30 protein-coding genes and 1 pseudogene are annotated in these 22784 nt (G+C 71.1%); 16 read left to right on the top strand and 15 right to left on the bottom strand.

Annotated elements, in window-relative coordinates; translation table 11 throughout:
* Window positions 1–560 precede the first annotated feature (560 nt).
* Complete coding sequence (locus ACZ4VT_RS30910; protein WP_467954634.1) at window positions 561–1052, bottom strand: hypothetical protein; 492 nt, start codon at window positions 1050–1052, stop codon at window positions 561–563.
* Between the two features lie 98 nt (window positions 1053–1150).
* Between ACZ4VT_RS30910 and ACZ4VT_RS30905 the strand changes: the two genes are divergently transcribed.
* The gene (locus ACZ4VT_RS30905; RefSeq protein WP_467954632.1) at window positions 1151–1594 is read left to right on the top strand and encodes a hypothetical protein; all 444 of its coding nucleotides are present in this window, start codon (window positions 1151–1153) and stop codon (window positions 1592–1594) included.
* Between the two features lie 210 nt (window positions 1595–1804).
* On the opposite strand, the gene ACZ4VT_RS30900 is transcribed toward ACZ4VT_RS30905, so the two are convergent.
* Window positions 1805–2509: a class I SAM-dependent methyltransferase gene (locus ACZ4VT_RS30900; RefSeq protein WP_467954630.1), complete on the bottom strand. Its 705-nt coding sequence runs from the start codon at window positions 2507–2509 to the stop codon at window positions 1805–1807.
* Window positions 2510–2591: 82 nt separating this feature from the next.
* Here ACZ4VT_RS30900 and ACZ4VT_RS30895 point away from each other — a divergent pair, with 82 nt between their 5' ends.
* Window positions 2592–3149 carry a GNAT family N-acetyltransferase gene (locus tag ACZ4VT_RS30895; protein ID WP_467954628.1) on the top strand — a complete coding sequence of 186 codons (558 nt, stop codon included), beginning with the start codon at window positions 2592–2594 and terminating at the stop codon, window positions 3147–3149.
* Window positions 3150–3226: 77 nt separating this feature from the next.
* Here the strand turns inward: ACZ4VT_RS30895 and ACZ4VT_RS30890 are convergent, their stop codons facing one another.
* A complete protein-coding gene (locus tag ACZ4VT_RS30890) occupies window positions 3227–3676 on the bottom strand; it encodes a VOC family protein (RefSeq protein WP_467954626.1) in 450 nt (149 codons plus the stop codon).
* A gap of 202 nt (window positions 3677–3878) precedes the next feature.
* Here ACZ4VT_RS30890 and ACZ4VT_RS30885 point away from each other — a divergent pair, with 202 nt between their 5' ends.
* Complete coding sequence (locus ACZ4VT_RS30885) at window positions 3879–4502, top strand: hypothetical protein (protein ID WP_467954624.1); 624 nt, start codon at window positions 3879–3881, stop codon at window positions 4500–4502.
* A gap of 34 nt (window positions 4503–4536) precedes the next feature.
* Here ACZ4VT_RS30885 and ACZ4VT_RS30880 read toward each other — a convergent pair whose 3' ends face one another.
* A complete protein-coding gene (locus ACZ4VT_RS30880) occupies window positions 4537–4794 on the bottom strand; it encodes a WhiB family transcriptional regulator (RefSeq protein WP_467954622.1) in 258 nt (85 codons plus the stop codon).
* 275 nt (window positions 4795–5069) lie between these two features.
* Between ACZ4VT_RS30880 and ACZ4VT_RS30875 the strand changes: the two genes are divergently transcribed.
* A complete protein-coding gene (locus tag ACZ4VT_RS30875; protein WP_467954620.1) occupies window positions 5070–5378 on the top strand; it encodes a hypothetical protein in 309 nt (102 codons plus the stop codon).
* 116 nt (window positions 5379–5494) lie between these two features.
* Window positions 5495–5839, top strand: a complete 345-nt coding sequence (locus ACZ4VT_RS30870; RefSeq protein ID WP_467954618.1) for an STAS domain-containing protein — start codon at window positions 5495–5497, stop codon at window positions 5837–5839.
* A gap of 28 nt (window positions 5840–5867) precedes the next feature.
* Here the strand turns inward: ACZ4VT_RS30870 and ACZ4VT_RS30865 are convergent, their stop codons facing one another.
* A complete protein-coding gene (locus ACZ4VT_RS30865; protein WP_467954616.1) occupies window positions 5868–6248 on the bottom strand; it encodes a toxin Doc in 381 nt (126 codons plus the stop codon).
* Between the two features lie 184 nt (window positions 6249–6432).
* On the opposite strand from ACZ4VT_RS30865, the gene ppk2 reads away from it, so the two are divergent.
* Window positions 6433–7395, top strand: coding sequence for a polyphosphate kinase 2 (ppk2, locus tag ACZ4VT_RS30860; protein WP_467954614.1), 963 nt, complete (start codon window positions 6433–6435; stop codon window positions 7393–7395).
* A 37-nt stretch (window positions 7396–7432) separates the two neighbouring features.
* Here ppk2 and ACZ4VT_RS30855 read toward each other — a convergent pair whose 3' ends face one another.
* Window positions 7433–8026, bottom strand: a complete 594-nt coding sequence (locus tag ACZ4VT_RS30855) for a TetR/AcrR family transcriptional regulator (RefSeq protein ID WP_467954612.1) — start codon at window positions 8024–8026, stop codon at window positions 7433–7435.
* Window positions 8027–8160: 134 nt separating this feature from the next.
* Here ACZ4VT_RS30855 and ACZ4VT_RS30850 point away from each other — a divergent pair, with 134 nt between their 5' ends.
* A complete protein-coding gene (locus tag ACZ4VT_RS30850) occupies window positions 8161–9591 on the top strand; it encodes an amidase (RefSeq protein WP_467954610.1) in 1431 nt (476 codons plus the stop codon).
* A gap of 95 nt (window positions 9592–9686) precedes the next feature.
* Here ACZ4VT_RS30850 and ACZ4VT_RS30845 read toward each other — a convergent pair whose 3' ends face one another.
* Window positions 9687–10190 carry a DUF7003 family protein gene (locus ACZ4VT_RS30845; RefSeq protein ID WP_467954608.1) on the bottom strand — a complete coding sequence of 168 codons (504 nt, stop codon included), beginning with the start codon at window positions 10188–10190 and terminating at the stop codon, window positions 9687–9689.
* A 14-nt stretch (window positions 10191–10204) separates the two neighbouring features.
* Between ACZ4VT_RS30845 and ACZ4VT_RS30840 the strand changes: the two are divergent.
* The 3 genes and pseudogenes from ACZ4VT_RS30840 to ACZ4VT_RS30830 all read left to right on the top strand — a co-directional run.
* Window positions 10205–10372, top strand: a pseudogene (locus ACZ4VT_RS30840) (alpha/beta hydrolase); the annotation flags it as partial.
* Window positions 10373–10440: 68 nt separating this feature from the next.
* Entirely contained in the window at window positions 10441–11325 is an 885-nt protein-coding gene (locus ACZ4VT_RS30835; RefSeq protein WP_467954606.1) for a trypsin-like serine peptidase, read from the top strand.
* Between the two features lie 88 nt (window positions 11326–11413).
* Window positions 11414–11980, top strand: a complete 567-nt coding sequence (locus ACZ4VT_RS30830; protein ID WP_467954604.1) for an SMI1/KNR4 family protein — start codon at window positions 11414–11416, stop codon at window positions 11978–11980.
* A gap of 39 nt (window positions 11981–12019) precedes the next feature.
* On the opposite strand, the gene ACZ4VT_RS30825 is transcribed toward ACZ4VT_RS30830, so the two are convergent.
* From ACZ4VT_RS30825 to ACZ4VT_RS30810, 4 genes are all read right to left on the bottom strand, one after another.
* Entirely contained in the window at window positions 12020–12850 is an 831-nt protein-coding gene (locus tag ACZ4VT_RS30825; protein ID WP_467954602.1) for an alpha/beta fold hydrolase, read from the bottom strand.
* A gap of 32 nt (window positions 12851–12882) precedes the next feature.
* Complete coding sequence (locus tag ACZ4VT_RS30820; protein ID WP_467954600.1) at window positions 12883–13521, bottom strand: TetR/AcrR family transcriptional regulator; 639 nt, start codon at window positions 13519–13521, stop codon at window positions 12883–12885.
* Between the two features lie 199 nt (window positions 13522–13720).
* Window positions 13721–14704, bottom strand: a complete 984-nt coding sequence (locus ACZ4VT_RS30815; protein WP_467954598.1) for a hypothetical protein — start codon at window positions 14702–14704, stop codon at window positions 13721–13723.
* Between the two features lie 32 nt (window positions 14705–14736).
* On the bottom strand, window positions 14737–15624 hold the full coding sequence (locus tag ACZ4VT_RS30810) for a hypothetical protein (protein WP_467954596.1): 888 nt from the start codon (window positions 15622–15624) through the stop codon (window positions 14737–14739).
* A 305-nt stretch (window positions 15625–15929) separates the two neighbouring features.
* Here ACZ4VT_RS30810 and ACZ4VT_RS30805 point away from each other — a divergent pair, with 305 nt between their 5' ends.
* Together ACZ4VT_RS30805 and ACZ4VT_RS30800 are read left to right on the top strand one after the other, a co-directional pair.
* A complete protein-coding gene (locus tag ACZ4VT_RS30805) occupies window positions 15930–16226 on the top strand; it encodes a DUF1294 domain-containing protein (RefSeq protein WP_467954594.1) in 297 nt (98 codons plus the stop codon).
* Window positions 16227–16271: 45 nt separating this feature from the next.
* Window positions 16272–16751 carry a hypothetical protein gene (locus ACZ4VT_RS30800; protein WP_467954592.1) on the top strand — a complete coding sequence of 160 codons (480 nt, stop codon included), beginning with the start codon at window positions 16272–16274 and terminating at the stop codon, window positions 16749–16751.
* Between the two features lie 61 nt (window positions 16752–16812).
* Here the strand turns inward: ACZ4VT_RS30800 and ACZ4VT_RS30795 are convergent, their stop codons facing one another.
* Window positions 16813–17103: a hypothetical protein gene (locus ACZ4VT_RS30795; RefSeq protein WP_467954590.1), complete on the bottom strand. Its 291-nt coding sequence runs from the start codon at window positions 17101–17103 to the stop codon at window positions 16813–16815.
* A 77-nt stretch (window positions 17104–17180) separates the two neighbouring features.
* A complete protein-coding gene (locus tag ACZ4VT_RS30790) occupies window positions 17181–17927 on the bottom strand; it encodes a ferritin-like domain-containing protein (RefSeq protein WP_467954588.1) in 747 nt (248 codons plus the stop codon).
* Between the two features lie 246 nt (window positions 17928–18173).
* On the opposite strand from ACZ4VT_RS30790, the gene ACZ4VT_RS30785 reads away from it, so the two are divergent.
* On the top strand, window positions 18174–18773 hold the full coding sequence (locus ACZ4VT_RS30785; protein ID WP_467954586.1) for a GNAT family N-acetyltransferase: 600 nt from the start codon (window positions 18174–18176) through the stop codon (window positions 18771–18773).
* A gap of 649 nt (window positions 18774–19422) precedes the next feature.
* Here ACZ4VT_RS30785 and ACZ4VT_RS30780 read toward each other — a convergent pair.
* Window positions 19423–20049 carry an ATP-binding protein gene (locus ACZ4VT_RS30780; protein WP_467954584.1) on the bottom strand — a complete coding sequence of 209 codons (627 nt, stop codon included), beginning with the start codon at window positions 20047–20049 and terminating at the stop codon, window positions 19423–19425.
* Between the two features lie 369 nt (window positions 20050–20418).
* On the opposite strand from ACZ4VT_RS30780, the gene ACZ4VT_RS30775 reads away from it, so the two are divergent.
* Both ACZ4VT_RS30775 and ACZ4VT_RS30770 read left to right on the top strand, forming a co-directional pair.
* A complete protein-coding gene (locus tag ACZ4VT_RS30775) occupies window positions 20419–20907 on the top strand; it encodes a lamin tail domain-containing protein (protein ID WP_467954582.1) in 489 nt (162 codons plus the stop codon).
* A gap of 217 nt (window positions 20908–21124) precedes the next feature.
* Complete coding sequence (locus ACZ4VT_RS30770; RefSeq protein WP_467954581.1) at window positions 21125–21403, top strand: hypothetical protein; 279 nt, start codon at window positions 21125–21127, stop codon at window positions 21401–21403.
* 92 nt (window positions 21404–21495) lie between these two features.
* On the opposite strand, the gene ACZ4VT_RS30765 is transcribed toward ACZ4VT_RS30770, so the two are convergent.
* Window positions 21496–21780 carry a hypothetical protein gene (locus ACZ4VT_RS30765; RefSeq protein WP_467954579.1) on the bottom strand — a complete coding sequence of 95 codons (285 nt, stop codon included), beginning with the start codon at window positions 21778–21780 and terminating at the stop codon, window positions 21496–21498.
* 214 nt (window positions 21781–21994) lie between these two features.
* Here ACZ4VT_RS30765 and ACZ4VT_RS30760 point away from each other — a divergent pair, with 214 nt between their 5' ends.
* Window positions 21995–22465, top strand: coding sequence for a DIP1984 family protein (locus tag ACZ4VT_RS30760; RefSeq protein ID WP_467954728.1), 471 nt, complete (start codon window positions 21995–21997; stop codon window positions 22463–22465).
* Window positions 22466–22784: the final 319 nt, after the last annotated feature.

The raw sequence follows: 22784 nt of genomic DNA, 5'->3' as shown, positions 1-22784 counted from the left end.
CGTGTACTGCGGGCGAACGTGCTGGGTACGCAAGGCGGTTGCCGCCGCCTTTCGGGTAGTGATGTTGCAGCATCCGAGGCTGGCGGACTAACCCTCGTACGGGCCAATCCGCGTGCGCGTCCTTGTGCCGAGCCGATCCGGGTGGCGGGGCCGCCCTGGCATCGGTGCAGGTCAGCGGACAGATGAGGCTCCGGAATCCGCAGGTGTGACCCACCTTTTTTCAAGATCCGCCGGGCCGGTGTCCGCCTTTCCGTGGCCGCGTCCCCGGAATCCGCAGGGTCTCCCGGTACGGCCCACCCCTCGTCTCCCCAGCTCAAGACGGTGCGGCGCGGCGGATTCCCGCAGCCGTGTCGCCGGGTTGACCGGATGGACCGCATCACCGATCTTTGAGCATGCGCCCGCTGACGGTCACGGCCTGCTGCGGGGCTCTCCGATGTACTGCGGGCAACCTGATACCCCGGAGAGAGCGGACGCGTTGCCGCGTGTCCTCTCACGGTCCTGGTGCCGCCGGACGGCACCAGGACCCCGCCGCCCCTTCCGCTGCCTGGCCGGGGGGAAGGTCAGGCCGCGGGGTGGCCCGTCAGCGCCGTGCCGCACGCGCTGCAGTAGCGGGCGTCCGCCTCGATCGCGTGCCGGTGGCAGCGGCCGCACACCAGGTGCAGCGCGCACGGCCGGGGCGCGGCGGCGGGCGTGGTCCGTCCGATGCGCATGCCGCGGCGCCTGCGGTGCACGGTCAGGACGAGCAGTCCTTCGGGGCCGGCCAGCAGCGCCCGGGAGGTGCCGCGCGGCAGCATGCCGAGGAATCCGGGAGCCAGCTGGGACTGGGTACCGTCGAGGGTGAGGGTGCCGGAGCCCCCGAGGACGACCAGCGTCACGTCGACCTCGTCCTCGGTGTGCGGCGCCCCGCCGGTCCCGGGCAGGTGGCGCACCAGGTTCGCGTCCAGCTGCCTGTCGACGCCTTCCAGTCGCCACAGCGCACCGCTCTGCTCCTGCGCCACCGCCGCGACCAGACCCGCGACCGTCACGAACTCCGCCCCCCGCACCGCCTCCATTGCCGTACCTTCCGTGCCCGAGCCGAACCCACCACACCACACATGATCGCCCACCCGGGCCCCCTGGAGGGAACGGAGGCCGCCACACTCACCCGCAGGTGCCGGGCCCCGGCACGCCCGAACGGGTGACGGCCCTGGCTCCTCGGTCCGCGGACACGGCCGAGGCCCCGTACGGCACCGACGACATCGGCGCCGACCAGACGTCGCGCAGGACTTCCGCGCCGCTGTTCGCCGTCGTCGATCCCGACGGCTCACTGCCGCACGAGGCATTCGTGGAGCTGGGCGGCAGCCCCACGGTCAGCATCCGGATCTTCCCCGACGACGACGCGACGATCACCGTGGACGGGGTGGAGTTCCACCACGTCCCCCGGGACTCCGTGCCAGCGTTCCTGACGTCCGTCTACAGCGGACTCGCCTTCGTGCGAGGACGGTTCTTCCCACCGGGCTACCGGCTCTACGTCCCCCTTCCCGGCGACGAGACCTACAAGGAGAGCATTCTGGGCACCTCGCTCACGCCCTGGCTCTCCGGACGGGTCCGCTAGGTGGATTGATCACGAACCCGCGGACACCACCGGTGCCGGCACCCGGGTGCGCCGGCTGGAGCGGCCGACTGGATCCGGGATCTCCCTTGTCATATGCCTATCGGCCGGTCCGGCGCCGCGTTTATGGTGTGGCTCCGGACCATCCCGGGCCCGTCGTCCTCCCGGCTCCCCACGGGAGGTCGCCGCGCGCCCGCGGCGCGGAGGCCGTGTCTAGGGCTCGTCCCGCGGTACCTCGACGACGAAGAACAGGAAGGTGGTCCTGCTCGAGAGGTCACGGAACTGGTCGGGGAACAGCTCACGGGCGGCCGGGTCGGGCTGCGGCTCGCTGATGACGGCAATATGGAAACCGGCGGTGGTGAAGGCATCGGTCATCGCGTGCAGTGGCTTGCGCCAGAACCTCATGGGGAAGGACTGCCCGTTGAAGGTCCAATCGAAGGTGTAGTCGGTGGTCGCGAAGTAGTCGGGCCGAGGGTCCTGGAATGTGTAGGCCACGAAGGGGTGGTCCACCGACGCGATCAACCGGCCGCCGGGCCTGAGCACGCGGCGTAACTCGGCCAGCGTCGGCCCCCAGTCCTCCAGGTAGTGCAGCACCAGCGACGCGACCACGTCGTCGAACGCACCGTCGGCGAACGGGAGGCGGTCGCTCAGGTCGACCAGGTGCAGTGCCACGTCGTCACCCAGCCGCTGTCTGGCCAGCCCCAGCATGCCGGCGCTGGCGTCGATGCCGGTGACGACCGCACCGCGGGCGCGCAGTGCGGCGGACAGCGGGCCCGAGCCGCAGCCGGCGTCCAGGATCCGATGGCCGGCAACGTCTCCGGCGAGCGCCAACATCGCGGGCCGCTCGTAGTACGCGTTCACGAGGCTGTTCTCGTTCTCCGCCGCGTAGGCCTCGGCGAAACTGTCGTAGTTGTTCATATGTCTTGATTCACCTTCCGTGTCGTGGTGTCACGAAGAAACCAGATTGCCCTGACGGCGGACCTCGCGTTGGCTGGGCGGCATGACCGAACTGCGTACCGATCGCCTCACCGTCCGTCGATGGCGTGACTCCGACCTTGAACCGTGGGCGGCGATGAACGCCGATCCTGAGGTTCGGGAGCACTTGGGCGACCTGCTGACCCGCGAACAGAGCGATACCTCCGTGACGCGCTTCCAGGCCGAGTTCGGCCAGCGGGGCTACGGGTGGCTGGCGGTTGAGGTGCAGGCCACGGGTGAGTTCATCGGCTTCGCGGGTTTGGACCGGGTGGATGACGGCATGCCGTTCTCCGGAGTGGAGATCGGCTGGCGGCTCGCCCGCCCGGCCTGGGGCCAGGGCTACGCTTCCGAGGCCGCGCTGGCGGTCCTCGCCCACGGGTTCGGCACGCTTGGACTTCCCGAGATCCTCGCCGTGACAACGGCCACCAACGTCCGCTCACAGGCGGTGATGCGCCGCATCGGAATGACGCGGGATCCCGCCGACGACTTCGACGACCCCACCGCGCCCGAAGGGCCCCTGCGTGCGAACGTGCTGTACCGCATCGCCCGGAGTGCCAGGAGTGCCAGGAGTGCCAGGGCCTGACGTTCTCCCCTCCGCCGCTTCAGGCTGAACGTACGTGCGGTGGCGCGCCGTTCCTCCAGGACGTCGCGCCGCCTCGATCAGTCCTTCACGCCGCCGAAGTCGGGCAGGGTGACCGAGCCGTCCGCGGCAAGCGGGAACCCCGGGTTGTACGCGACTTCCCAGGCGTGGCCGTCCGGGTCCACGAAGGCACTGGAATAGAACCCGATCGCGTTGACGGCCGCGGGCTTGGTGACCCTGCCGCCTGCCCGGCGCACTGCGGCGAGCAGCTCGTCCACCTCGGCCTCGGAGCGGACGTTGTGGGCCAGGGCGATCCCGCCGAACCCGCCGGACCCGCCGGCAGGTCCGGGCTCCACACCGCAGTCGCGAGCCAGCTTGTCGCGATCCCACAACACCAGCGCGAGTCCGCCGGCCTGGAAGAAGACCGTCTCCTCGACCTCCTGTCCCCGCCAGCCCAAGGCCTCGTAGAAGCCCTTGGCACGTGCGAGATCCGAAACTCCCAGAGTGACCAGGGTGATGCGCTGTTCCATGCGATCACGCTAACGCCCGGAGGGAGGCGGCCGCCGACGCACCGCCGACAGGACGTATCACCCAGCGCCGCCAAGAGAGCGGGGACGACAAGTCCCTTGCGTATCCGGGTACGAGAAATGCTGCCGGTCCTGGCGTTGGGGTTGCCACTGACGGTGGGGTCTGCCGGCCACGGCGGGCGTACCCGTACGGACCGTGGTCCCCATGTGCGGCTCCCTGCGTCAGCGTCTCGGCTGGGCGGCCCTGGTCTTCACCCTCGGAACGCTCGGCGTCGTGGCGGGCCTGGCCGCCTACATCTGGGACGTTCCCCTGGGGAGCGCCAGTACCCGGCTCGCCCTGACGGGGGTGCCGTACGCCGTGGCCGCGGCGTTCTTCGTGCCGAACCGGTGGATACGGGTGGGGGCGACGGCCGCGCTGGCGACCGCGGTGGCCTACGGGGGTCTCGCCGGCCCGGCGCAGGCACAGGAACGCCGGCACGACGCGCAGGTCGCCCGATACCGGGAACGTCCGCAGCTGCTGGTCCTGGGCGACGCGCCGCCCGGCATGCGGGTGTCCCATGCCCAGATCGAACCCGCCGGCTTCATCGTCGACTACCGCCCCGTCCGGGAAGGGTCGGATCTCGGGCACGTGGGCCTGGTCGTGCGCTCGGGACTGACGCCGGCGCTGAAATGCCCCGAACCCGCTGACGAGGCGGTGACCTGCACGGTCGACGCGCACGGCGAGATGCGCGCCGTACGCGACTCTCCCCGCCTGGACACCCTGCACCCCCTCTCGGACACGGAGTTGGAGGCGCTGATCCGGGACAAGAGGATCATCCACAGCTCCTGAGCCGCGCTCGCTCCGGGCTGCTGCCGGACACGGTTCAGCCCGCCAAACGCGCGCGGGCGGCCCGCGCCGCGCGCCGCTTGGCCGCCCGGCGTTCCTCCTCGCTCATGCCGCCGCACACACCGAAGTCCTGGCCACCTTCGAGGGCCCACTGAAGGCAGTTCTCCCGGACCGGGCAACGGTGGCACACCGCCTTTGCCTCCTCGATCTGGACAAGGGCCGGGCCGCTGGAGCCCACCGGGAAGAAGAGATCGGGATCTTCCCACCTGCAGGCGGCCTCGTGGCGCCAGTTCATCGTCATTCCTCCATCCAATTCGTCCGAATCCTCACCTACTCCTCCTGGCCGGTACCGGCCGCTCTATTCAGCGCAGCCGCTACCGCTTGCCGTCCCGGCCCCGGACGCGCGAGACGGGGCGGCGCAGGGCGGGGCGGGGCGGCGCAGAGCGGGGCGGGGCGGCGCGGCGCGGCGCGGCGACATCCGGCAGGCGGACGTGCCGAGGCTGAGGAGGTTTGAAGCGCGAGACTGGGGCATCCACAACGCAGCCCTTTGCCAACCGACAGGAGACAGCAGTGACCACCTACGTCATCACCGTGCCGGGCACGTTCCTGAGGGACGTCGACGAGGCAGCTCGCTCCAAGCTGGCGAGGAGGCTGGCTTCGCACCACACCGACTTGAGCGAGGCCGAAGACGTGGAACTGCTCACGGTCCACGAGGGCGGAACCTTCTCCGTCCGGCTCGAAGTCGAGGCCCCGGACCGGGCAACGGCCGGGGACGAAGCCGTGCGCCTGCTGGCCGGCGCCCTGGAGGAGCTGGGGTTCGGGGAGAAGGACGCGCCCCTGGGACCTCCGGCCGTCACGGGTCTCGAGGGTGAGTTCTGAGACCGGACCGGATGGACGGGCCGGGCCGCCCGGGGCCCGGGCAACAGCGGGCCGGCTCCCGCTGGCGCGGTCGTCTGTTCTGTCACCGCGCCCTCCGGCCCCTTACGCTGAGCGGCATGGCAGATGACCGGGAAGAAGCCCGAGTCCCGCTCGTGCGAGTGGAGCGCGGGGAACAGAGCGTCGTCGTACGAGTGAGCGGTGAGGTCGACCTCGACCGTGCGCCCCTGCTGCGGGACGCCCTGTACACGGTGATCACCCGGCCCGACGGTCCGAACGAGATCGTCGTCGACCTGGCCGAGGTCACCTTCTGCGACTCCTCCGGTCTGAACACCCTCCTCCAGGCCCGCCTCACCGCCCACGAGCACGGCCGACGTATCCGCCTGCACGCCCCGACCTCGCAGGTCGTCCACCTGCTGGAGCTGACCGGCACCGACCAGCTCTTCCCCATCACCGGCACCTGACGGAGTGACCGCAGCTCTACGGCTCGGATCAGGACCCCGGACGCATGGAGCGCAGTCGCTCGGCCACGTCGTAGACGCTCAGGCGCAGGGTGCGGATGTCGGTGATCAGGTCGCGCCAGGGTTCGAAGGTGGTGTCCACGTCGTGGCCGGAGGCCCTGATGTAAGCCACTGCCACGCCGTAGCCGAAGTACTCGTTCCTGGCCGGCAGGGGACGCAGCAGCACGATCTGCTCCAGCAGCGCCGCCGACCGCCAGTACGCGTCGGGCTCGTCGGTCGCCCACGCCGGGGTGTTCACGCGGTGCCGCGCGACCGCGGCCACCAGGCCGGAGTAGTCCAGCACCCCCAGCTCGTTGCCGAGGAGCTCCTCCTGCCGGTCCAGGAGCCAGCGGATGTCGATGTGCAGCTGCAAGATCAGGCCTCGGTATGCATCGATGAATACCTCGAAGAATACCTCCGGGAGATCCACCCTTCCGGCGATCCGGTGGTCCGGCGGCCGGCGGCCTGCGACTCGGGCTCCGGGCTCCCCACGGCGACGAAACGAAGTGCTCCGGGGGCCCGGACATCGGGGCGCGCCGCGCGGGTAGGGGCCCTGCATGACAGACCACGAGTTCCAGCGGCCAGAAGTCGAGGACCTGCTGACGGGGCTGAGCGTGGATGACCGCCGTCCTGAGCAGCCTGTGCTGCTGGACTCGTCCGGCGCTCCGATCCGCACGTGGCAGGAGAACTACCCGTACGACCGCAAGATCAGACGGGGGGAGTACGAGCGCACCAAGCGGATCCTGCAGATCGAGCTCCTGAAGCTGCAGCACTGGGTGAAGGACACCCGGGCCCGGCTGGTGGTGATCTGCGAGGGCAGGGACGCGGCGGGCAAGGGCGGCACGATCCAGCGGTTCACCGAACGGCTCAACCCCCGTGGGGCACGGATCGTCGCTCTGGACAAGCCGACCGAGCGGGAGGAAGGGCAGTGGTACTTCCAGCGGTACGTCGCCCATCTGCCGGCGGCCGGTGAGATCGTCTTCTTCGACCGTTCCTGGTACAACCGCGCCGGCGTCGAGAAGGTCATGGGGTTTTGCACCCAGGAGCAGTACGAGCTGTTCCTGCGCCAGTGTCCGAGCTTCGAGGGCATGCTCGTGGACGACGGGATCCTGCTGGTGAAGTTCTGGTTCTCGGTCTCCCGCGCCGAGCAGCGCACCCGCTTCGCGATCCGCCAGGTCGATCCGGTGCGGCAGTGGAAACTGTCACCCACGGACCTGGCCTCCCTGGACCTGTGGGACGCGTACACCGCCGCGAAGGTCGCGATGCTCCGTGCGACCGACACCGAGCACGCCCCGTGGACCGTGGTCAAGAGCAACGACAAGCGGCGAGGCCGGCTGGAGGCGATCCGCAGCCTCTTGTCGCGCATCGATTACGACCGCAAGGACGAAGCGGCGGTGGGCCACCCCGACCCCCTCATCGTCGGCGCCGCCGACACCCTCCTGGAGGCGGGCGAAGAACCCACCGACCTCTCCCCCACCCCCCTGGCCGGCTCACCCCTCGGCCGCGGCCTGCACCCGTGACCGCCTGCCCCCAGCTAGGAGGAGACCGGACCCGACGCTACTTCCAGAGGCCGGCCAGGTGCGCGTCGAGGGCGTCGTGCGCCTCCTGCGAGGTGAGGTGGCCGATGAGGACGTGCGTGGTGAGGCCGTCCGCGAGGGCCAGTAGGGTGCGGGCCTCGCGTTGCGGGTCGAGCGGCACGGCGCGGTCGGTGCCTTCGCTCGCTTCCGAGATGAGGCGGGTGAACGCCTCCTGCAGGGTGGCGTAGTTGGCCTGCAGCGTCCTTGCGAGCACCTCGCTTACAGCCGCCTGCGCGACGAACGCGAGCCAGACCCTGGCCTCGGCGCGGTGCTCCTCCCGGAGCAGCGAGATCTCGGTGGCCGCGTGCCCGAGGGTGGTGCCGGCCGACTGGGCCGGGCTCCTGACGAGACGGGCTTGGACGCGCTCCATGATCCGCTCACCGATGTGCCCGAGAGCGAACACGAGCATTTCTTCCTTGGTGCGGAAGCACCGCTGAACGGCGCCCATCGACACCTGCGCGCGGGCCGCGACGTCGCGAAGGGTCACCCCCTCCAGCCCACGTTCGTCGGCGAGGTGGCAGACGGCCTCGGCGATGAGGCGGCGTCGGCCCACGTGATCCACCTGCCTGGGCATGCCCGATCCCCTCCTGTCCCACAGCGCTCCGCTTTCGCCGCACTTTATTCGATGCGGCCGCATCGGATCCAGGGGTACGGTTGGGTTCGTTCCGATGCAAACGCATCGGAACGGGAGAGAGGGAGGGAAGAGCCATGCAGGACGCCCTGTGGAAGATGCCGGCCGCCGCGCAGGCGGCGGCCGTGCGCAGCGCAGACATCTCGGCTGTCGAACTGGTCGACAGCCACCTGGATCGGATCGCCGAGGTCAATCCCCAGGTCAACGCGGTCACGCAGCTCCTTGCCGAGCGCGCACGTGAGGCCGCGGCGCGGATGGACCGTCGGCGAGCCGCCGGTGAGGCGCTGGGGCCACTCGCGGGCGTGCCCTTCACGGTGAAGGAGAGCACCGCGATCGAGGGCGTGCCGACCACGTTCGGCACGGAGCGTTTCCGCGATCTGGTGGCGCCGGCCGACGCGCCCCCGGTGGCGCGGCTGCGCGCGGCAGGGGCCATCCCCATCGGGCACAGCAACATCCCCACCCTGATCCTGGCGGGGATGCACACACGGAGCGAGCTGTTCGGCGACACGGTCAACCCGTGGGACCGCGGCCGTACCCCGGGCGGCTCCAGCGGGGGCGACGCGGTGGCCGTGGCCACGGGCATGGCGGCGCTGGGGCTCGGCAACGACTCCGGCGGGTCGGCGCGCGTCCCGGCCCAGTTCTGCGGTGTGGCCGGGCTGAAGCCGTCCACGGGCCGGTTCCCCGCCGACCACCGCGTCCTCGGCCCGGACGACCCCGGCCCGGCGTCCCAGATGCTGGTCACCGACGGCCCGCTGGCCCGGAGCGTGGGCGATCTTCGGCTCGCGTACGAAGTACTGGCCGGGACCGATCCGCGAGACCCGCGCGCCGTGCCGGTGCCCGCGTACGGCGAACGGCTCCCCGGACGCGTGAAGGTCGCGGTCGTGGCGGATCCCGGCGGGCACGGCGTCCACCCCACGATCCGCGGAGCCGTCGCGACCGCGGCCGACGCGCTCCACGACGCCGGGTACGACGTGCGCGAGGTGCGGGACGTACCGCGGATGGACGAGGCCCTCGAGGCGTACGGCCGGATCACCGTGACCGAGTTCGCGCCGAACTGGCCGGTCGTGCGGACGCTGCTCGGCGAGGGTGGGGACCGCTATGTCGAGATGATGATGGAGCAGACCCCGCCCGCGAGCGCGGACGAGTTCATGAAGCTGATGGGCACCTGGATGAACATCCGCCGCTCATGGGCCGAATTCCTCGACGGGTACCCGCTGTTGCTCGGCCCGGTCTTCACCGAGCCGCCGGTCGAGCCGGGGCTGGAATCGCGTGACAGGGCCGGCAGGGACCGGGTCGGGTCGGGGATGCGACTGTGCACCGTGACCAGCTTCGTGGGCGTACCCGGTGTGGCCGTACCGACCGGGCTCGTCGACGGGCTCCCCTGCGGAGTGCAGATCGTCGGGCGCGCGTTCCGGGAAGACCTGTGCCTGGACGCGGCCCAGGCGATCGAGGACCGGCTCGGTGTCCTCACACCGGTCGACCCGCGCGCGGGAGGCCGGGCCGCCTGAGCCCTCGGACCGGGCAGGGCGCGTAGCGTGGCCGGCCGGCTCGGCTCAGCGCCCCGTCCGCTCAGCCCGCCGCCGGCGGATCGTGCCCGCCGGCCCTACAACGTGCCCGAATCCGGCCAGTACGACCAGTGGGTGTTCGGCGGGCGCGTCGGGCGGTAGCAGGTCGGGTCGCCCGAGTCCAGGACCTCGGCGAGCAGCCGGAACGTCTCCTGCTCGCCCGGCGGGACCTCCCAGAGGTCCTCGGACTGGTACCACTCGTCGAGCCGCAGCAGCACGGGCAGTTCGGCCGGGATACCCGTACGCAGCTCCGCCTCGTCGGCCAGCAGCAGGCCCCGGTGGGCGGGAACGAGTGCGCGGAAGACCTCTTCCAGGGGCGTCCCGGGCGCGGCGTCGACGGGCAGTGCGATACCGCGTACGAGCAGGGGGACACCGCCGGCAAACCCCTCGCCGTCCTGGTCCGCGACCTCCTCCATGTTGTCCACCCGGTCCAGGAACTCGCCGTACCCGGGCTCACCCTCCGTCAGGCAGTTCCCGAACCGGTAGGTGACGTTGCTGAGGTTTCCGGCGCGCGGCGAGTAGCCCAGGAGCTCGGCGACCATGGCCCAGCGCGCCCCCAGCCCTCCAGCGGAGGATGGCAGCGCGCTGCACCGGCGTGCGCGAGTGGCAGTCGGGCCACTCCCCGTTCGTGGGACAGCCCGGTCTCATCGTGGAATTGGTGCTGGAACTGCTCGCCACCCGCACCCCGCCCAGGCGAACCGAAGGAGTCACAACCACTCGTTGATGGCTGCGCTGAGAACCAGGTCCGCGCCTTGAAGTAGCCTGAGCTGATCTTGGGGGGCGGAAGCACACATGACATTCAGACGAGCTCGGGGTTGGGCGGCGGCGGCAGGGGTGCTGCTCGTTTCGGTCGCCGGATGTGGACCGGCCTCTTACGCTGCGAAGACAACCGAGGCCGCGGCAGCGGAGGCGAAGGTCCTGGCCCATGAGGCGGCGCTCAGTACGGCCGACCAGCAGCAGGTCGAGCAGTACTGGGTGAGCCACGGGATCGCCCGGATGGCGAAGACCGAGCGGTCCGAGGACTTCGTGCAGCCGGAATGGGACAAGGGCGGCGCCATCGCCCAGACCGTCGGCCGCATCTTTACCACGGGCGGGCAAGACGCGGCCTGCACCGCGACCGTCGTCGGTACGACCACCGTCGTGACCGCGGCCCACTGCGTGCGCACGAGCCTCTCCAACGGGTCTTCGAGGACGGCGGCTTGGGACGAGAACCTGTACTTCGTTCCCGGTTACCGGGACGGGCAGCGCCCCCACGGCGGATTCACCGTACGCAGGGTGCACATGGCCGAGGACTGGCAGGCCGACGGCAACGACGTCGCGATGCTGGAGATGAACCCCACCGCGGATGGACGGGCCGTCTCGGCGGTGGTCGGAGCACAGAGGATCGCCTTCGGGGCGAAACCGGGAAACCCCACCCACCAGTTCGGGTACCCCTACACGAGCCGGGTGCTGCACTGCGAGGGCCCTGGCAAGCAGCCGTGGCGCGAGCCGAAGCTCTTCCGGATCCCCTGTCTCATGGGCGTCGGTTCGAGCGGCGGCCCGTACATCGTCGACCTCGATCCGGCGGGCATGGGAACAGTGGTCGCCGTGAACGTCAGCAGCGACGACTCCCACAGCTACGGCACTGCCCTCGGCCCCCTCGCCGCCAGGCTCTACGCCCGGTCGGAACACCCCTGACCCACCGGCTCCGCCCCCGCCTCTCTGTCGGGAGTCCTGGCGACCCCGCCCGCGGGCACGGGGAGGGGCTTCCCGTAGCGTCCGCTCCGTGACCGCCATTGACGCCCTCGTCCGCCTCTGCCCGCCGCCTGCCGTTGCGCCGCCCGCGGTGGACTGGGCGCAGGCCGAACGTGCCCTCGGTACGGCTCTGCCCTCCGACTACAAGCAGCTCGTCGAGGCGTACGGCGACGGCATCTTCGACGAGACGATCTGGCTGCTCGTCCCCGACTCCGCCTATGACGACTGCGATCTGCACGCTCAGACGGTGGAACGGGAGGAGATCCTGACCGACCTGTGGGAGATGGGCGAGGACAAGCCGGCCGGCCTGCTGGAGGCGGGGGCGCGGGTCCTGCCGTGGGCGTTCGAGGAGGGCACGGGGGCGTTCCTGTACTGGCTGGCGCGGCCCGGTCAGCACCCCGACCAGTGGACCGTGCTCTACAACGAGGGGCGGGGACCGCTGTGGGAGGCCCACGACACGGGGTGCCTCGCCTTCCTGCTGGCCGTACTCGCGGGGACGGCCGAAACGGACTACTTCGGCCACTTCCACGAGGTGCTGAAGCCGACGGACCACCGCTTCGAGACGGCCGACGAGACCCTCGGGGCGTCCCGGCGGTAAAGCCGCCGGCCGCGATCGACGACCTGGTGCGCGGGTCGCTCATCCGGCCGTTTCCAGGAGTTCCAGGAACGGGACGATCGCTTCGAGGAAGTGGTCGTTCCGATCGCCGGCCACCATGTGCCCGGCGCCGAGGACATCGATGCGCCGCGCGTGGGGAACCCTGTCGCAGAACTGCTCGGCGACGTCGTCGCGCACCACGTCGCTGATTCCGCCGCGGACGAGCAGGATCGGCACGTCGGCGTGGCGCGCGGCGCCGAGGAGACGCTCCGCCATGCCCGGCGGGTCCATCCGGCCCTCGAAGCAGTCCGGCATCCGGGGGTCCCAGTGCCACACCCAGCGGTCGCCGTGACGTCGCAGGTTGGTCCGTAGCCCCTCGGGGTCGGACGGCCGCGGGCGGTGCGGCAGGTGGGCGGACACCGCCGCGGCCGCTTCCGCCACGTCGGCGAATCCGTCCGGATGGCCTCGCATGAACGCGACGATCCGGCGGAACCCGCGGGGATCCGGTCGATGGGCGACGTCGACGAGCACCAGGGCGCGGATCGCTGCCTGCGGGGCCTCTCCGGCGGCGAGCAGCGAAGCCAGGCCTCCGAGTGAGGCACCGATGAGCACCGGCCGGCCGCCGAGCTGGGCGATGATCGCCCGGACGTCACCGGCGAACAGGTCGAGGGCGTAGTCGCCGTCGGCCGACCATGCGCTGGCGCCGTGCCCTCGCAAGTCCGGGGCGAGGACGCACCACCCCAGCGCGGCCAGCCGAGGACCGGTGCGGCCCCAGGCGTGCCGCGTCTGGCCGCCGCCGTGCAGCAGTACGAGAGGGGCAGAGGATTCCTCGCCCCACACGTCCGCCGCGAGCCGGATCCCGCCGTGTCCCACAAGGTCCCGGCGCCGTGGCGGTGGGCCGGCCGTCATACCGCGCCCCGGGTTCGCAGCGGCGCCAGCAGCTGGTCGCGGTGGGGATCCGCGGCCGCCGCGGCGAGCGCGACGTCCAGTGCGAACAGGGCATGCGCGAGGAACCTCTCGTCATCGATCAAGGCGGCGACCCACCGATGCAGCGCGCCCACACAGGCGGTACTGACCACGGCGGCCAGCGCGTCGGTGTCGACGTCGGCGCGCAGGACACCGCGTGTCCGTGCGTCCGCCATCGCCCGGCGGAGCTGGACGAGCGGACTGCGGTCGAGTACGAGGCCGCTTTCCTCCCAGCCGCGCACCATACGACGGGAGACGACCGGGTCGGCGACGAAGAGCCGGACGGTCGACCTGACGACCTCCTGCGGGTCACCGGCTCCCAGCTGCGCCAGCCGGTGCTCGAGTTCGTCCGTGAACCCGTCGGCGAGGGCCTCCCAGACCTTCTCGCGCGGTCCGATCAGGTTGTACACGGTGGCCGGGGAGACCTCCGCCCGCTCGGCGATCCGCTCGGTGCTGATCACCGATTCGGGGCCCTCCCGCAGGAGTTCGCGCGTCGCGTCGAGGATCCTGAACCGCCTCCGGGCCTTGTGCTGCTCGCGCAGCCCTCCTTCGGCTGTCTGCACGCGCTCTGTCGGCACGGGCACTCCCCCTCCCCTCGCTCCTCACAAACTTAGAGATGCCTCTAATTTTAGAGATACCTCCAGATCCAGTCGGGCAAACCTCCGCGCGCGAGGGCCGCGGGCAGGAGGTGGTTCGCAGCTCGGCAGCCGGCCACCGCCGGTTGAGCCTCCGTCGAGCTTCCGCACGCTCCGGCCATGCCGTCCCCCGGCCGCGCGGTCAGCAGACCGGAACTGACCAGTCCGTATCGGTGGGGGGCTTCTGGCCGGGGGTGTCTCCGTTCATGAAGGTGTTCGCGACGGCGTAGTAGCGGCCGTTCCACGGGCTGGAGGCGACGCGGTACCACCAGCCGCCGGGGTTCGCGGTCTTGATCCCCGGCTCGTGCACCCTGCACTCCACCTCGACCCAGGCGTGCGCGGGGATCCGCTCGCCCGGGCCGGAGGCGTTGCGGGGCGTGAGGAAGGTGGGTGAGCCGTGGCTACCGCTCTGCTCGCGCACCGTGTGCCTGACGGGCGGCGGAGGCGGGGGCGTGGCCGGTGACGGCGCGACGGGTGTGGTGGCCGTCGGTACGGGCGCCTCGGTGGCGGGCGGGGCAGGGGACGGCGGCGCGTGGGTCGGCTCGGGCGCCTTGGTGGGTTCGGGGTCGGGGTCGGGCTGGGCCGGTGGCAGCGGTCCGGCCTCAAGGATCCGCTCGATGGTGCAGTCGGGCACCCGGATCTGTTCGGAGGGAGGGATGAGCGCCGAGTAGATCCATCCGGTCTCGCCCGGCTTCGGGCTGCCGGCGGCCTGGATCACGTAGAACCACCGCTTGTGGGTGGCGGGGTAGCCCTCGGGAGCCATGCCGTCCTGCAGGCACCACATCTGCACCGCCGCGCCGTCCTCCAGCTGCATCACCCCCTGGCAGTCGTGGCTGCCCTGGGGTGCCAGGCCCGGGCAGGGGCGGATCTTGACCGGGTAGCCCCGGCTGTCGGTCTTCACCCGGCTCAGCCCCGAGGTCCGGGTGATCTCCGGGAACGGCAGGGCGGAGGGCTTGCCGGCCACCTCAAGGCCGGCCTTGTCGTCGGTGGCCGGCTCGGAGTGTCCGGCCACGTAGCCGATCCCGGCGGCGGCGACGGCGATCGCGGTCACCGCGGCGGCACTGAGCGCCACCCGGCGGTTCTTCCCGCGGGGCGGGGTGGATCGGGAACGGGAATCGGACGTCATGGATATTCCCCTTCGCTTCTGAGGACGGGCGGTCAGCAGGCGGGAAGAGAGTCCCGGCCGGTGTCGACGTAGATGGCGGGGATGTACTCGCCCGTCGTCATCCGGTACCAGAGGCCGTTGCGCTTCGCGGGACCGCGGTAGTTGCCGAGCGGGACGGTGCGCCCGGCGACCTGACACTGCACGACCAGGTCCTGGCCCAGGTCGTAGGCGTGGCCCGTGAGGGACCCACGGCCCTGGACGCTGTCGGTGTAGTCGGAGTAGACCTGCACGATCGTCGACCCGCCGTTGTCGGACCACGCGATGCGCGAGGGGAACCGCTCGGACTTCGTGACGGGCGCCGCCACGCTCGGCGTTGGTGTCGGCTTCGGCGTCGGCGTCGGTGCCGGGGTGCTGCTCGGCGCCGACGAGGCGGGCGCATCGGGCTTCCCGTCGTCGCCCGAGCCGCCGGAGAGGGGCCAGTTGAACGCCACTGCGCCGGCGGCCAGCACGACGACCACTCCTGCCGCGGCCACGAGCCCGAGCTTCCCCTTCCACTCCGGCCGACCTGGCAGATCCGGCTGCTCCGGCAGATCCGGCGGTGGCACATCGCCCTTCAACCTGCGGAACCCGTCCTTCCACAGGCGGAGGACCCCCTCGGCGTCAACCTCCCCGCCCCGCTCCGCGTCGTGCTCGGAGCAGGCCCGTACGAACACCTCCACCTGGCCCCACTTCGGCGCGCTGTACAGCTCGGGGTTGGTGAGCTTGTGCAGGGTGCCGATCGAACAGGACGTGACGCCCGGGATGTTGCGGGTGGCCAGCTCCTCACTCCGGACCGCCATGTCCTTGAAGCTGGGACCCTCGTCCTTCCGCAGGGCTCGCAGGGCCCCGCGGTACTCCCCCCAATGGCCGGCTTCGGTCAGCAGATCACGCCAAGTACTCACTGTGTGCCGCTCCTTTGCGACTCGCGCGAAGCACCCAGCATCCCTTACCGGCTGAATGTCTCATTCAGTGGCGTATACACTCTGATGTCGATCTTGTGTACTGATGTTCGGCCAGGCCTGCCACCTGCGTGAACGGGGTGAACGACGTACAAAACGAACACAGTTGACTACAAGATTTTCTTGTAGGGGTGAAGCTCTGGAGGGCCGTCGACCGGTCCCGTCTCCTGGTTCTCAGGCCGCCACCGCGGCGGCCGCCCCTCCTCTCACGAGGGCAGGGGCAGGGCACGAAGAAGGACGGTCCCCCGATGGCAGACCAACCCGTCACCCCGCCGGCCCCGGCGAGCCCCCAGGACCCCGTGGCCCCGGCAATCCCCCATGTGCCGACCGCCCTTGGCGCGGCCGCCGCGGGACCGTCGAGGACCGAGAAGGTCATGGCGCTCCTGATCGCCGTCCTGTGCGGGACCGTCGGCGCGCTCGTCGCCTTCATCCTCTTCCGTCATCTGGGAGCGGGCGCGCTCGTCGCGATCGGCTCCTCCGGCGCCACCTTCCTGGGCGTCACCGGCGCGGTGAAGGCCGTCGAGGAGAAGCTCGGAGTGCTGTGACAGCCGGCGCCCGGCCCGGCGGGGGGCCCGGCGCCTCCAGCCGCCGTGCGGTCCCTGGCCGACCGTCACAGGGGAGACCGGGTCCTGCTGCCCGACCGGGCCTGCGCGGTCCTGGACCGACTCGCCGATCTCGGCTTCGATCCCGACTACGTGGCCGGTCATCGGGAGGCGCTGGTACTCGCCCGGGCGCTGGTTCCGGAGATCTTCGACAGCTTCCTGAACCGGCTCGAACGATCCGTTGACGATCCCGAGCTCGTCGAACTGGCCAGGCGCGGATGGGATGCGAGGTCCTGGGATCCGGACGATCCCCGGATCGAGGAGCTGGCGTCCGCGCTGACCGACAAGCTGCTGACCAACCGCGCACTGCTGACGACGCCGACCGGATTTCGGAACCGGTCCGACGCCGCCTCCCGCTACGGGCTGGTCAACCACCACCGGGAAGACCGGGCACCGTCCATCGCCCGGCTGAACGCACTGGTCGAGGCGAACCTGCGCGCGGCCGGCATCGCCATCCCGCACCAGTGACGAGCAACGGCAACCGTCAGGCCTTCGGCGCCCGCGTGCTCGAGGACCCTGCCCGTTGGCCCTACGTGCGGCCGCCGAAGAACCGGCCCTGCTCACACAGCGCGTCGATCTCCAGGTTCTCCTCTTCGCTCAGCTGCGCGTCGAGCGCCACGTCGATGACGTACCGGGCGTGGGCCAGCCGGCGCAGGACGTCCCAGTCGTCGACGAACTGGCCCACCGTGCGGTCGTCGGCCGTTCCGGCCCCCTGGCGCGATCTGAGCCTGTCGAGAGAAACGACGAACTCGTTCAGGTCTTGCAGCACCGCCACGACCTGGTCGAGGGGGAGGCGGACCTCCCGGGAAGTCATGTCCATCGGCCGAGTACACCACAGGCCATGAACGGCTCAGGCACAGGCGCCCGGCCGCCCCCGTCCCCCGACAACGGCAAGGGTCACACCCCCGCACCCGCGCCCGTGCCCGCCGGTGCGGGAACCGGGCCGCCCGACATCGCGCGGGCCATCCACGCGGAGGAGCGCAGGGTCCGCACGACGAACGCACCGCGGCCCACCCCCAACGCCCGCAAGGCCGGGCCGTGGTCCACTGCGACCAGGGCGGCGGCGCCGGCCAGCAGCGCGCGCCACCCGGCCGTCACCGCCCGGCGGGCAGGCCGCGGCAGCCCGGCGAGGCCCTCGCGCAGGCGCAGGCAGTGGAAGGGAACGTGCCGCTCCTCGTCGGCCAGGATCCGGCCCGCGACCTCGGAGGCCAGCGGGTCGGCGACGCCGTCGCGCAGGGCCCGGTAGTACCCCAGCGCCACCACCTCGGCGATCATCAACACCAGCAGTTCCACCCGCAGTCCGAGCAGCCGCCGTACTCGGACGAAGGCCGCGTCGCTCCAGTGCCCGTCGAGGGTGCCCGCCCCACCGGCTGCCAGCAGGAGCTTCAGCATGCGCGCGTGGTTCTGCTCCTCGGCGATGAAGAGCCGGACCGCCTCGGAGTAGACCGGATCACCCGCGAGATCGGCCTTGCCGCAGAGCGCGGAGCCGTCGCCGTCCTCGCCGACCTGGAACTTCTGGATGCTGCGGACGATTTCGGCCGGCAGTGGCGCGCCCTTCCCCCAGTCGGGATCGCCCAGAGCCGCCCGGCGCTCCCGCTCGGCCTGGAACTCGCTGACCCATGCCCCGTACCCAGTTTTGATCATGTTCAAGAACCTAGCGACTATTGAGCGTGTTCAAAAGTGCTGGAGTGTCATGGCCCCGTAACAGAACGACGCGGACCGCGGTGATCTGCCCCTGGACGGCCCGGAATCCGTTCGCCCTGGCATCCGGACCACCGCAACTGACGTCTCGTCGGAGCGCGTCTCCCTGTGCGGCGACGTCAGAAGTCGTTGCATGCCGTGGCCATGCGAGGTCGAACCGTGTGGCCGAGGGGGATCAGGAGCCGTTCCATGCCGGATGAGATCACCGTGCACCCTGCCGCCTGGCCGCCCGCCCCGATCAGGACCGAGCGGCTCGTGCTCCGTGAGTCCGAGGCCCGGGACCGTGCGGCGTTCATCGAGCTGTTCGCCTCGCCGGAAGTGGGCACTCACATCGGCGGCTCCCGACCACGTGACGAGCTCGAGCGTGCGATGCCCGAGGTGCCCGGGCGACGCCCCGGCCTGTTCGTGATCGAGCTCGACGGAGCGATGATCGGCATGACCACACTCGATCCGCGCGACGCGGAGCGCCCGGGTCACGTCCGCCCGGAAGCCGGGGAAACCGAACTCGGCTACCTGTTCCTGCCGCAGGCATGGGGGCGCGGGTACGCCGCCGAGGCGTGCGCGGCGGCACTCGACTGGTTCGCCCACGCGCAGCCCGGCGAGCCGGTGGTGCTCACCACCCAGGCCGCCAACGACCGCGCGATGCGCGTCGCGAAGAAGCTGGGGTTCACCGAGGTGGAGCGGTTCGAGGAGTTCGGCGCCGAGCAGTGGTTCGGCGTGTGGTCCTGGGCCACGCCGTTCGTCCCGCGCAGGCCGGAGGCCAGTTCCTCGGTGAGATGGCGCACGTAGAGGTAGTTGCCGACGCCCCCGGTACGTGAGGGCCCCGTCAGGGCGTCGACGACGGCGATCGGCCGCTCCGCCGGGGCGAGGATCTCCAGCGGTCGACACACCAGCTGCTCGAAGGCCTCGTCGGCGGTGACGTGCGAGAGGGTGACCCGTACGCCGACCAGGCTCGCGTCGGGGTGGACGGTACCGGCCGTGACCGTGCCCTCGATGCGCAGTTCCCCGGACCGCCCCGACAGGTCCCGCGCCACCCGGGTCAAGGCCTCTGCGCACCCCGGAACGGTCGCGCTGAACTGTTCGGCGAGGGACTCGGCGAGGGACTCGGCGAGGCGCACCGGGTCGCAACTGCTGCGGCTCGCGGCCCGGTACCGGTGCACCGCCGTGCCCGCGATCGGGCCGCCGCCCCACAAGTGCTCCACGGAGGCGGACTTGCCGGCGCCCGGCCCACCGGTGAGGAACAGGTACGGGGACCCGCTCGCGACCCAATCCCGTACGGCGTCCGCGAGCACGCCCGCCCGACGAACTCGGTACCGGCACCACACGACGGCAGGTCAGCAGCCATGTCGGAAGCCTAGGCGCGCACCGCACGGCTGAGAACCCCGCGTCCGCCGAGTCGTCCCACACCCCGCAAGGCCGTTGAACTCGTGCTGATCCGTCAGCCGTTGCGACGGTCGTCGACGTGGACTTCCAGATGCGGCCAGACCGCGGCCAGGCGCGAAAGCTCGCCGGCCGGTGGCACGGTCACCGACCCCAGCGAGGCGTCCGGCCTGAAATGGACCAGCGTTCCTGTCGTGCCGTCAACGTCCACGGGCTCAAGGCCGGTGACGGGCACGCCCTGTTCGTAGCGCTGGGTCCAGGCCCCGTTGAGGCGGCGGTTGGTATGGGCGAGCCACTCGCTGAGCGCCGCGACCACTGACATGCCGCGCCGAGGATGGCCGTCGGGCAACGCCTCGGCGCGGGGGAATTCGAAGAACCGGAGATCCTTCGTGGCCATGACCGGCTTCTTCACGACCTGGCCGTGCTCGTCCACGCGGGTGTCGGTGCCGCGTCCGTCATCCCGGACGGACAGCGAACCGTCGGGATGAACGGCTACGACGCAGCTTCCCCCGCCGTTGTTCGACGCTTCGTCGGCGGCGTAGGCAAGCACCTCGAGGACGAGGTGCCAGGGTCCGTCCGGAGCGAACTCCGCCGGGCTCCGTCGGATGTGCGCCAGATGATCGGCATCAACGAGGCCGGACCAATCGTGCGTCGTGTTGACCCAGGCAGCCCTCGATACGTCCATCGGGCAAGTATCCCGCCTGGCGATGACGGCCTGGAGACAGGGGCGGCTGTTACAAGAGCCGGAACCCGTTCGGCGCACAGCGCACGGCATGGCGTGAATGAACTGGTTATGTGGCTGAAACCTCCCTTGCTCCGACAATGCGGAGGCCGCACCCAACCCTGCGCGATGCACGTCAACCGGGCCTTGACGCTTGGCTCCTACAAGCGAGAGTTACGGACATGTCCGCATTGAGAAACACACCTCACGAGTTGTGGCGGTTGGCGACGATGCGGGCCAAAGTGTGGCTCCTCGGCAGGACGCCGGGAACCGCACGGAGCCCGCCCGGCTCGCACCACACCGGGCCGGGCGATTGTTCAAGGAGCCATCTGCATGTCTGCTTCCCCCACCACCCGCCGCCTCCTCGCCGCGGTGCTGGCCGCCGGCGCCCTGGTCGGCGCCGCCGCCGTCCCGGCCGCCGCCCACGATGACGACCGGCGCGGCCACCACGGCCGGCACTCCTCGATCGTCATCGGCGAGGTCCAGCACGAAAGCCGCGGCCGCGGCCGCGACAGCCGCGCCCTGAACCGGGAATGGGTCGAGGTGAAGAACACCGGCCGGGGCGCCGTCAACCTGCGCGGCTTCACCCTCACCGACCAGGACGGCAACCGCTACCGCTTCGACCACCTCCGCCTGGACGGCCGCTCCAGCGTCAAGGTCCACACCGGCAAGGGACGTGACACCCGCCGCGATGTCTACCAGGACCGCCGCCACCAGATCTGGGACGAGCGCGACACCGCCACCCTCCGCGACGACCGCGGACGCGTCATCGACACCGAGAGCTGGGGCCGCCGCGGACACCACGACAACCACCGCCGCTGACCAGGACCGGCAGCCACTCCATCGGGGGCAGTGACTGCCGGCCACCCACAAGAGCGTGCCGCGGCAGCCAGCCGCGGCACGCTCGTCGTGCTCCTACGGCCGCGTCCGGCCTGAGCGGGACGGCCATCGGGCGGCGGTGACATTGCCGGGCCGTTGTCAGTGCCGGCTGAGAGCATCGCTCGTGGCCGGATGGCCGACCACGACGGGGGGACAAGGCATGGACGGCGAGAACACGTACACGTGGCCGCGCGGGGCGGCTGCCTCGGCCATGGCACAGCTTGAGGAGTGGCTGGCCGAGCGCGGCTGGGAGGTCGACCCGACGGTCTACATGGCCGGCGCCGGCGGCGCCGCGGTCCACGTCCGGCGCGTCGGGGCAGCCTGGGGCGACAGCGAGGCCGGCCTGCTGATCCTGCCCGCGGAAACCGTGCTGTGGGACGGGACCCGCATGCGGATCGCACCCCGAACCGCCGCGCCCGCACGGTGCCCGGCCTCGTAGACCGCCCGAGCGGCGTCCAGGTCACCGCCACGGTCCTGGCCGGAGGCGGTGGCCAGGCCCCTCGGCGTGGCTGGAGCGCGCGTCCGACGCCGCTACGCGGAGGCGACGACCTCGCCCGCTGTGACCTGCGGCGGGTTGGGGAGGAGCGAAGCGAGGTTCTCCCGCACGAAGTCCGCCGCCCTCCCGATCGATTCGTCGGCGCCCGCACGGTCCCGGAACACGCTGGTCGACACCATCACCCCCTGGCCGGCATCGACCCAGTAGTAGGCCACGAATCCGGGGACCTGGCGCATGATCGGCACGAACCCCTCGTCGACGAGGCGCCCGGCTCCGGCCGGATCGGTCACGCCTTCGTACCTGCGGACTGCTGCGTACATGGCTGGTCTCCTCAACGGTGCTCGGCGTCCTCGCTGCGAGGATGACGTACCCCGCCCGCCACGCGCTCGCCCCGCAAAACCCCGCGAATCACCGGAAGAGCCCTCCCCCGGTCATACGAACGGGGGCCGGCGCGTGACCTGACGTAGGGTGACCACCGCAGGAGTACCGCACGACGAGCACCCGACGAACAGCACCAAGGGACGGACCACCACGATGAAGCTCGGCGAAGCACTGGCGAATCGTGCCGAGGCGGTTCGCCGCGTCGAACAGCTACGCGCCCGCATCGTGGCCAACGCCCGCCACCAAGAGGGGGAGACCCCCGCTGAAGACCCGGCCGTGCTGCTCGCCGAGGCCACCGAGACCCTCGACACCCTGGAATCCCTGATCCGGCGCATCAACCGGACCAACGCCGCCGTCGACATGGGCGCCGACGGCACACTCACCGACGCCCTCGCCCGCCGCGACACCCTGCGCCTGCACCACTCCGTGCTCACCTCGGCTGCCGACGCCGCCGCCGGCAGCGGGGAACGAGGCTACGGCCGCCAGCTGCGCTCCGAGTTGATGGTGCTCCCCGCGCTGCCCGTCGCCGAGCTGCGCGCTCGCGCCGACGACGCCGCCCGCGAGATCCGTGAGATCGACGTACGCATCCAGCGCACCAACTGGGAGGCCGACCTCCTGGACTGAGACCCACGATGTGGAGCAGGTAGTCACTCCGGAGGCGTGCACAACCGAGGGCCGGCGGTTACCGGCCCGGCTGGCGCGCGGAGAGCAGCGCATCGGGTTCGACTCCCGAGACGACAGTGCAGCTCAGCAGCGTGACGAGTCACAGTGCATCGCGCACATTTCATCACCACGTGCAGATCCGATCGTGACGAGGGCGGGCTCGGGGCATCCACATCGCAGGACGGTGCCCGGGGGGGGGGGGGGGGGCCCCCGCCCCGGGCCCCCCCCCCTGGGGAGGCCCCGAGAGACAAGGGGGTTGCACCCACAACCCTTGCCCACA

Source organism: Streptomyces sp. NPDC029164, from assembly GCF_055563995.1.
Note: the sequence above shows the minus strand (reverse complement) of the source record. Positions and strands in the feature narration are given on the sequence as shown.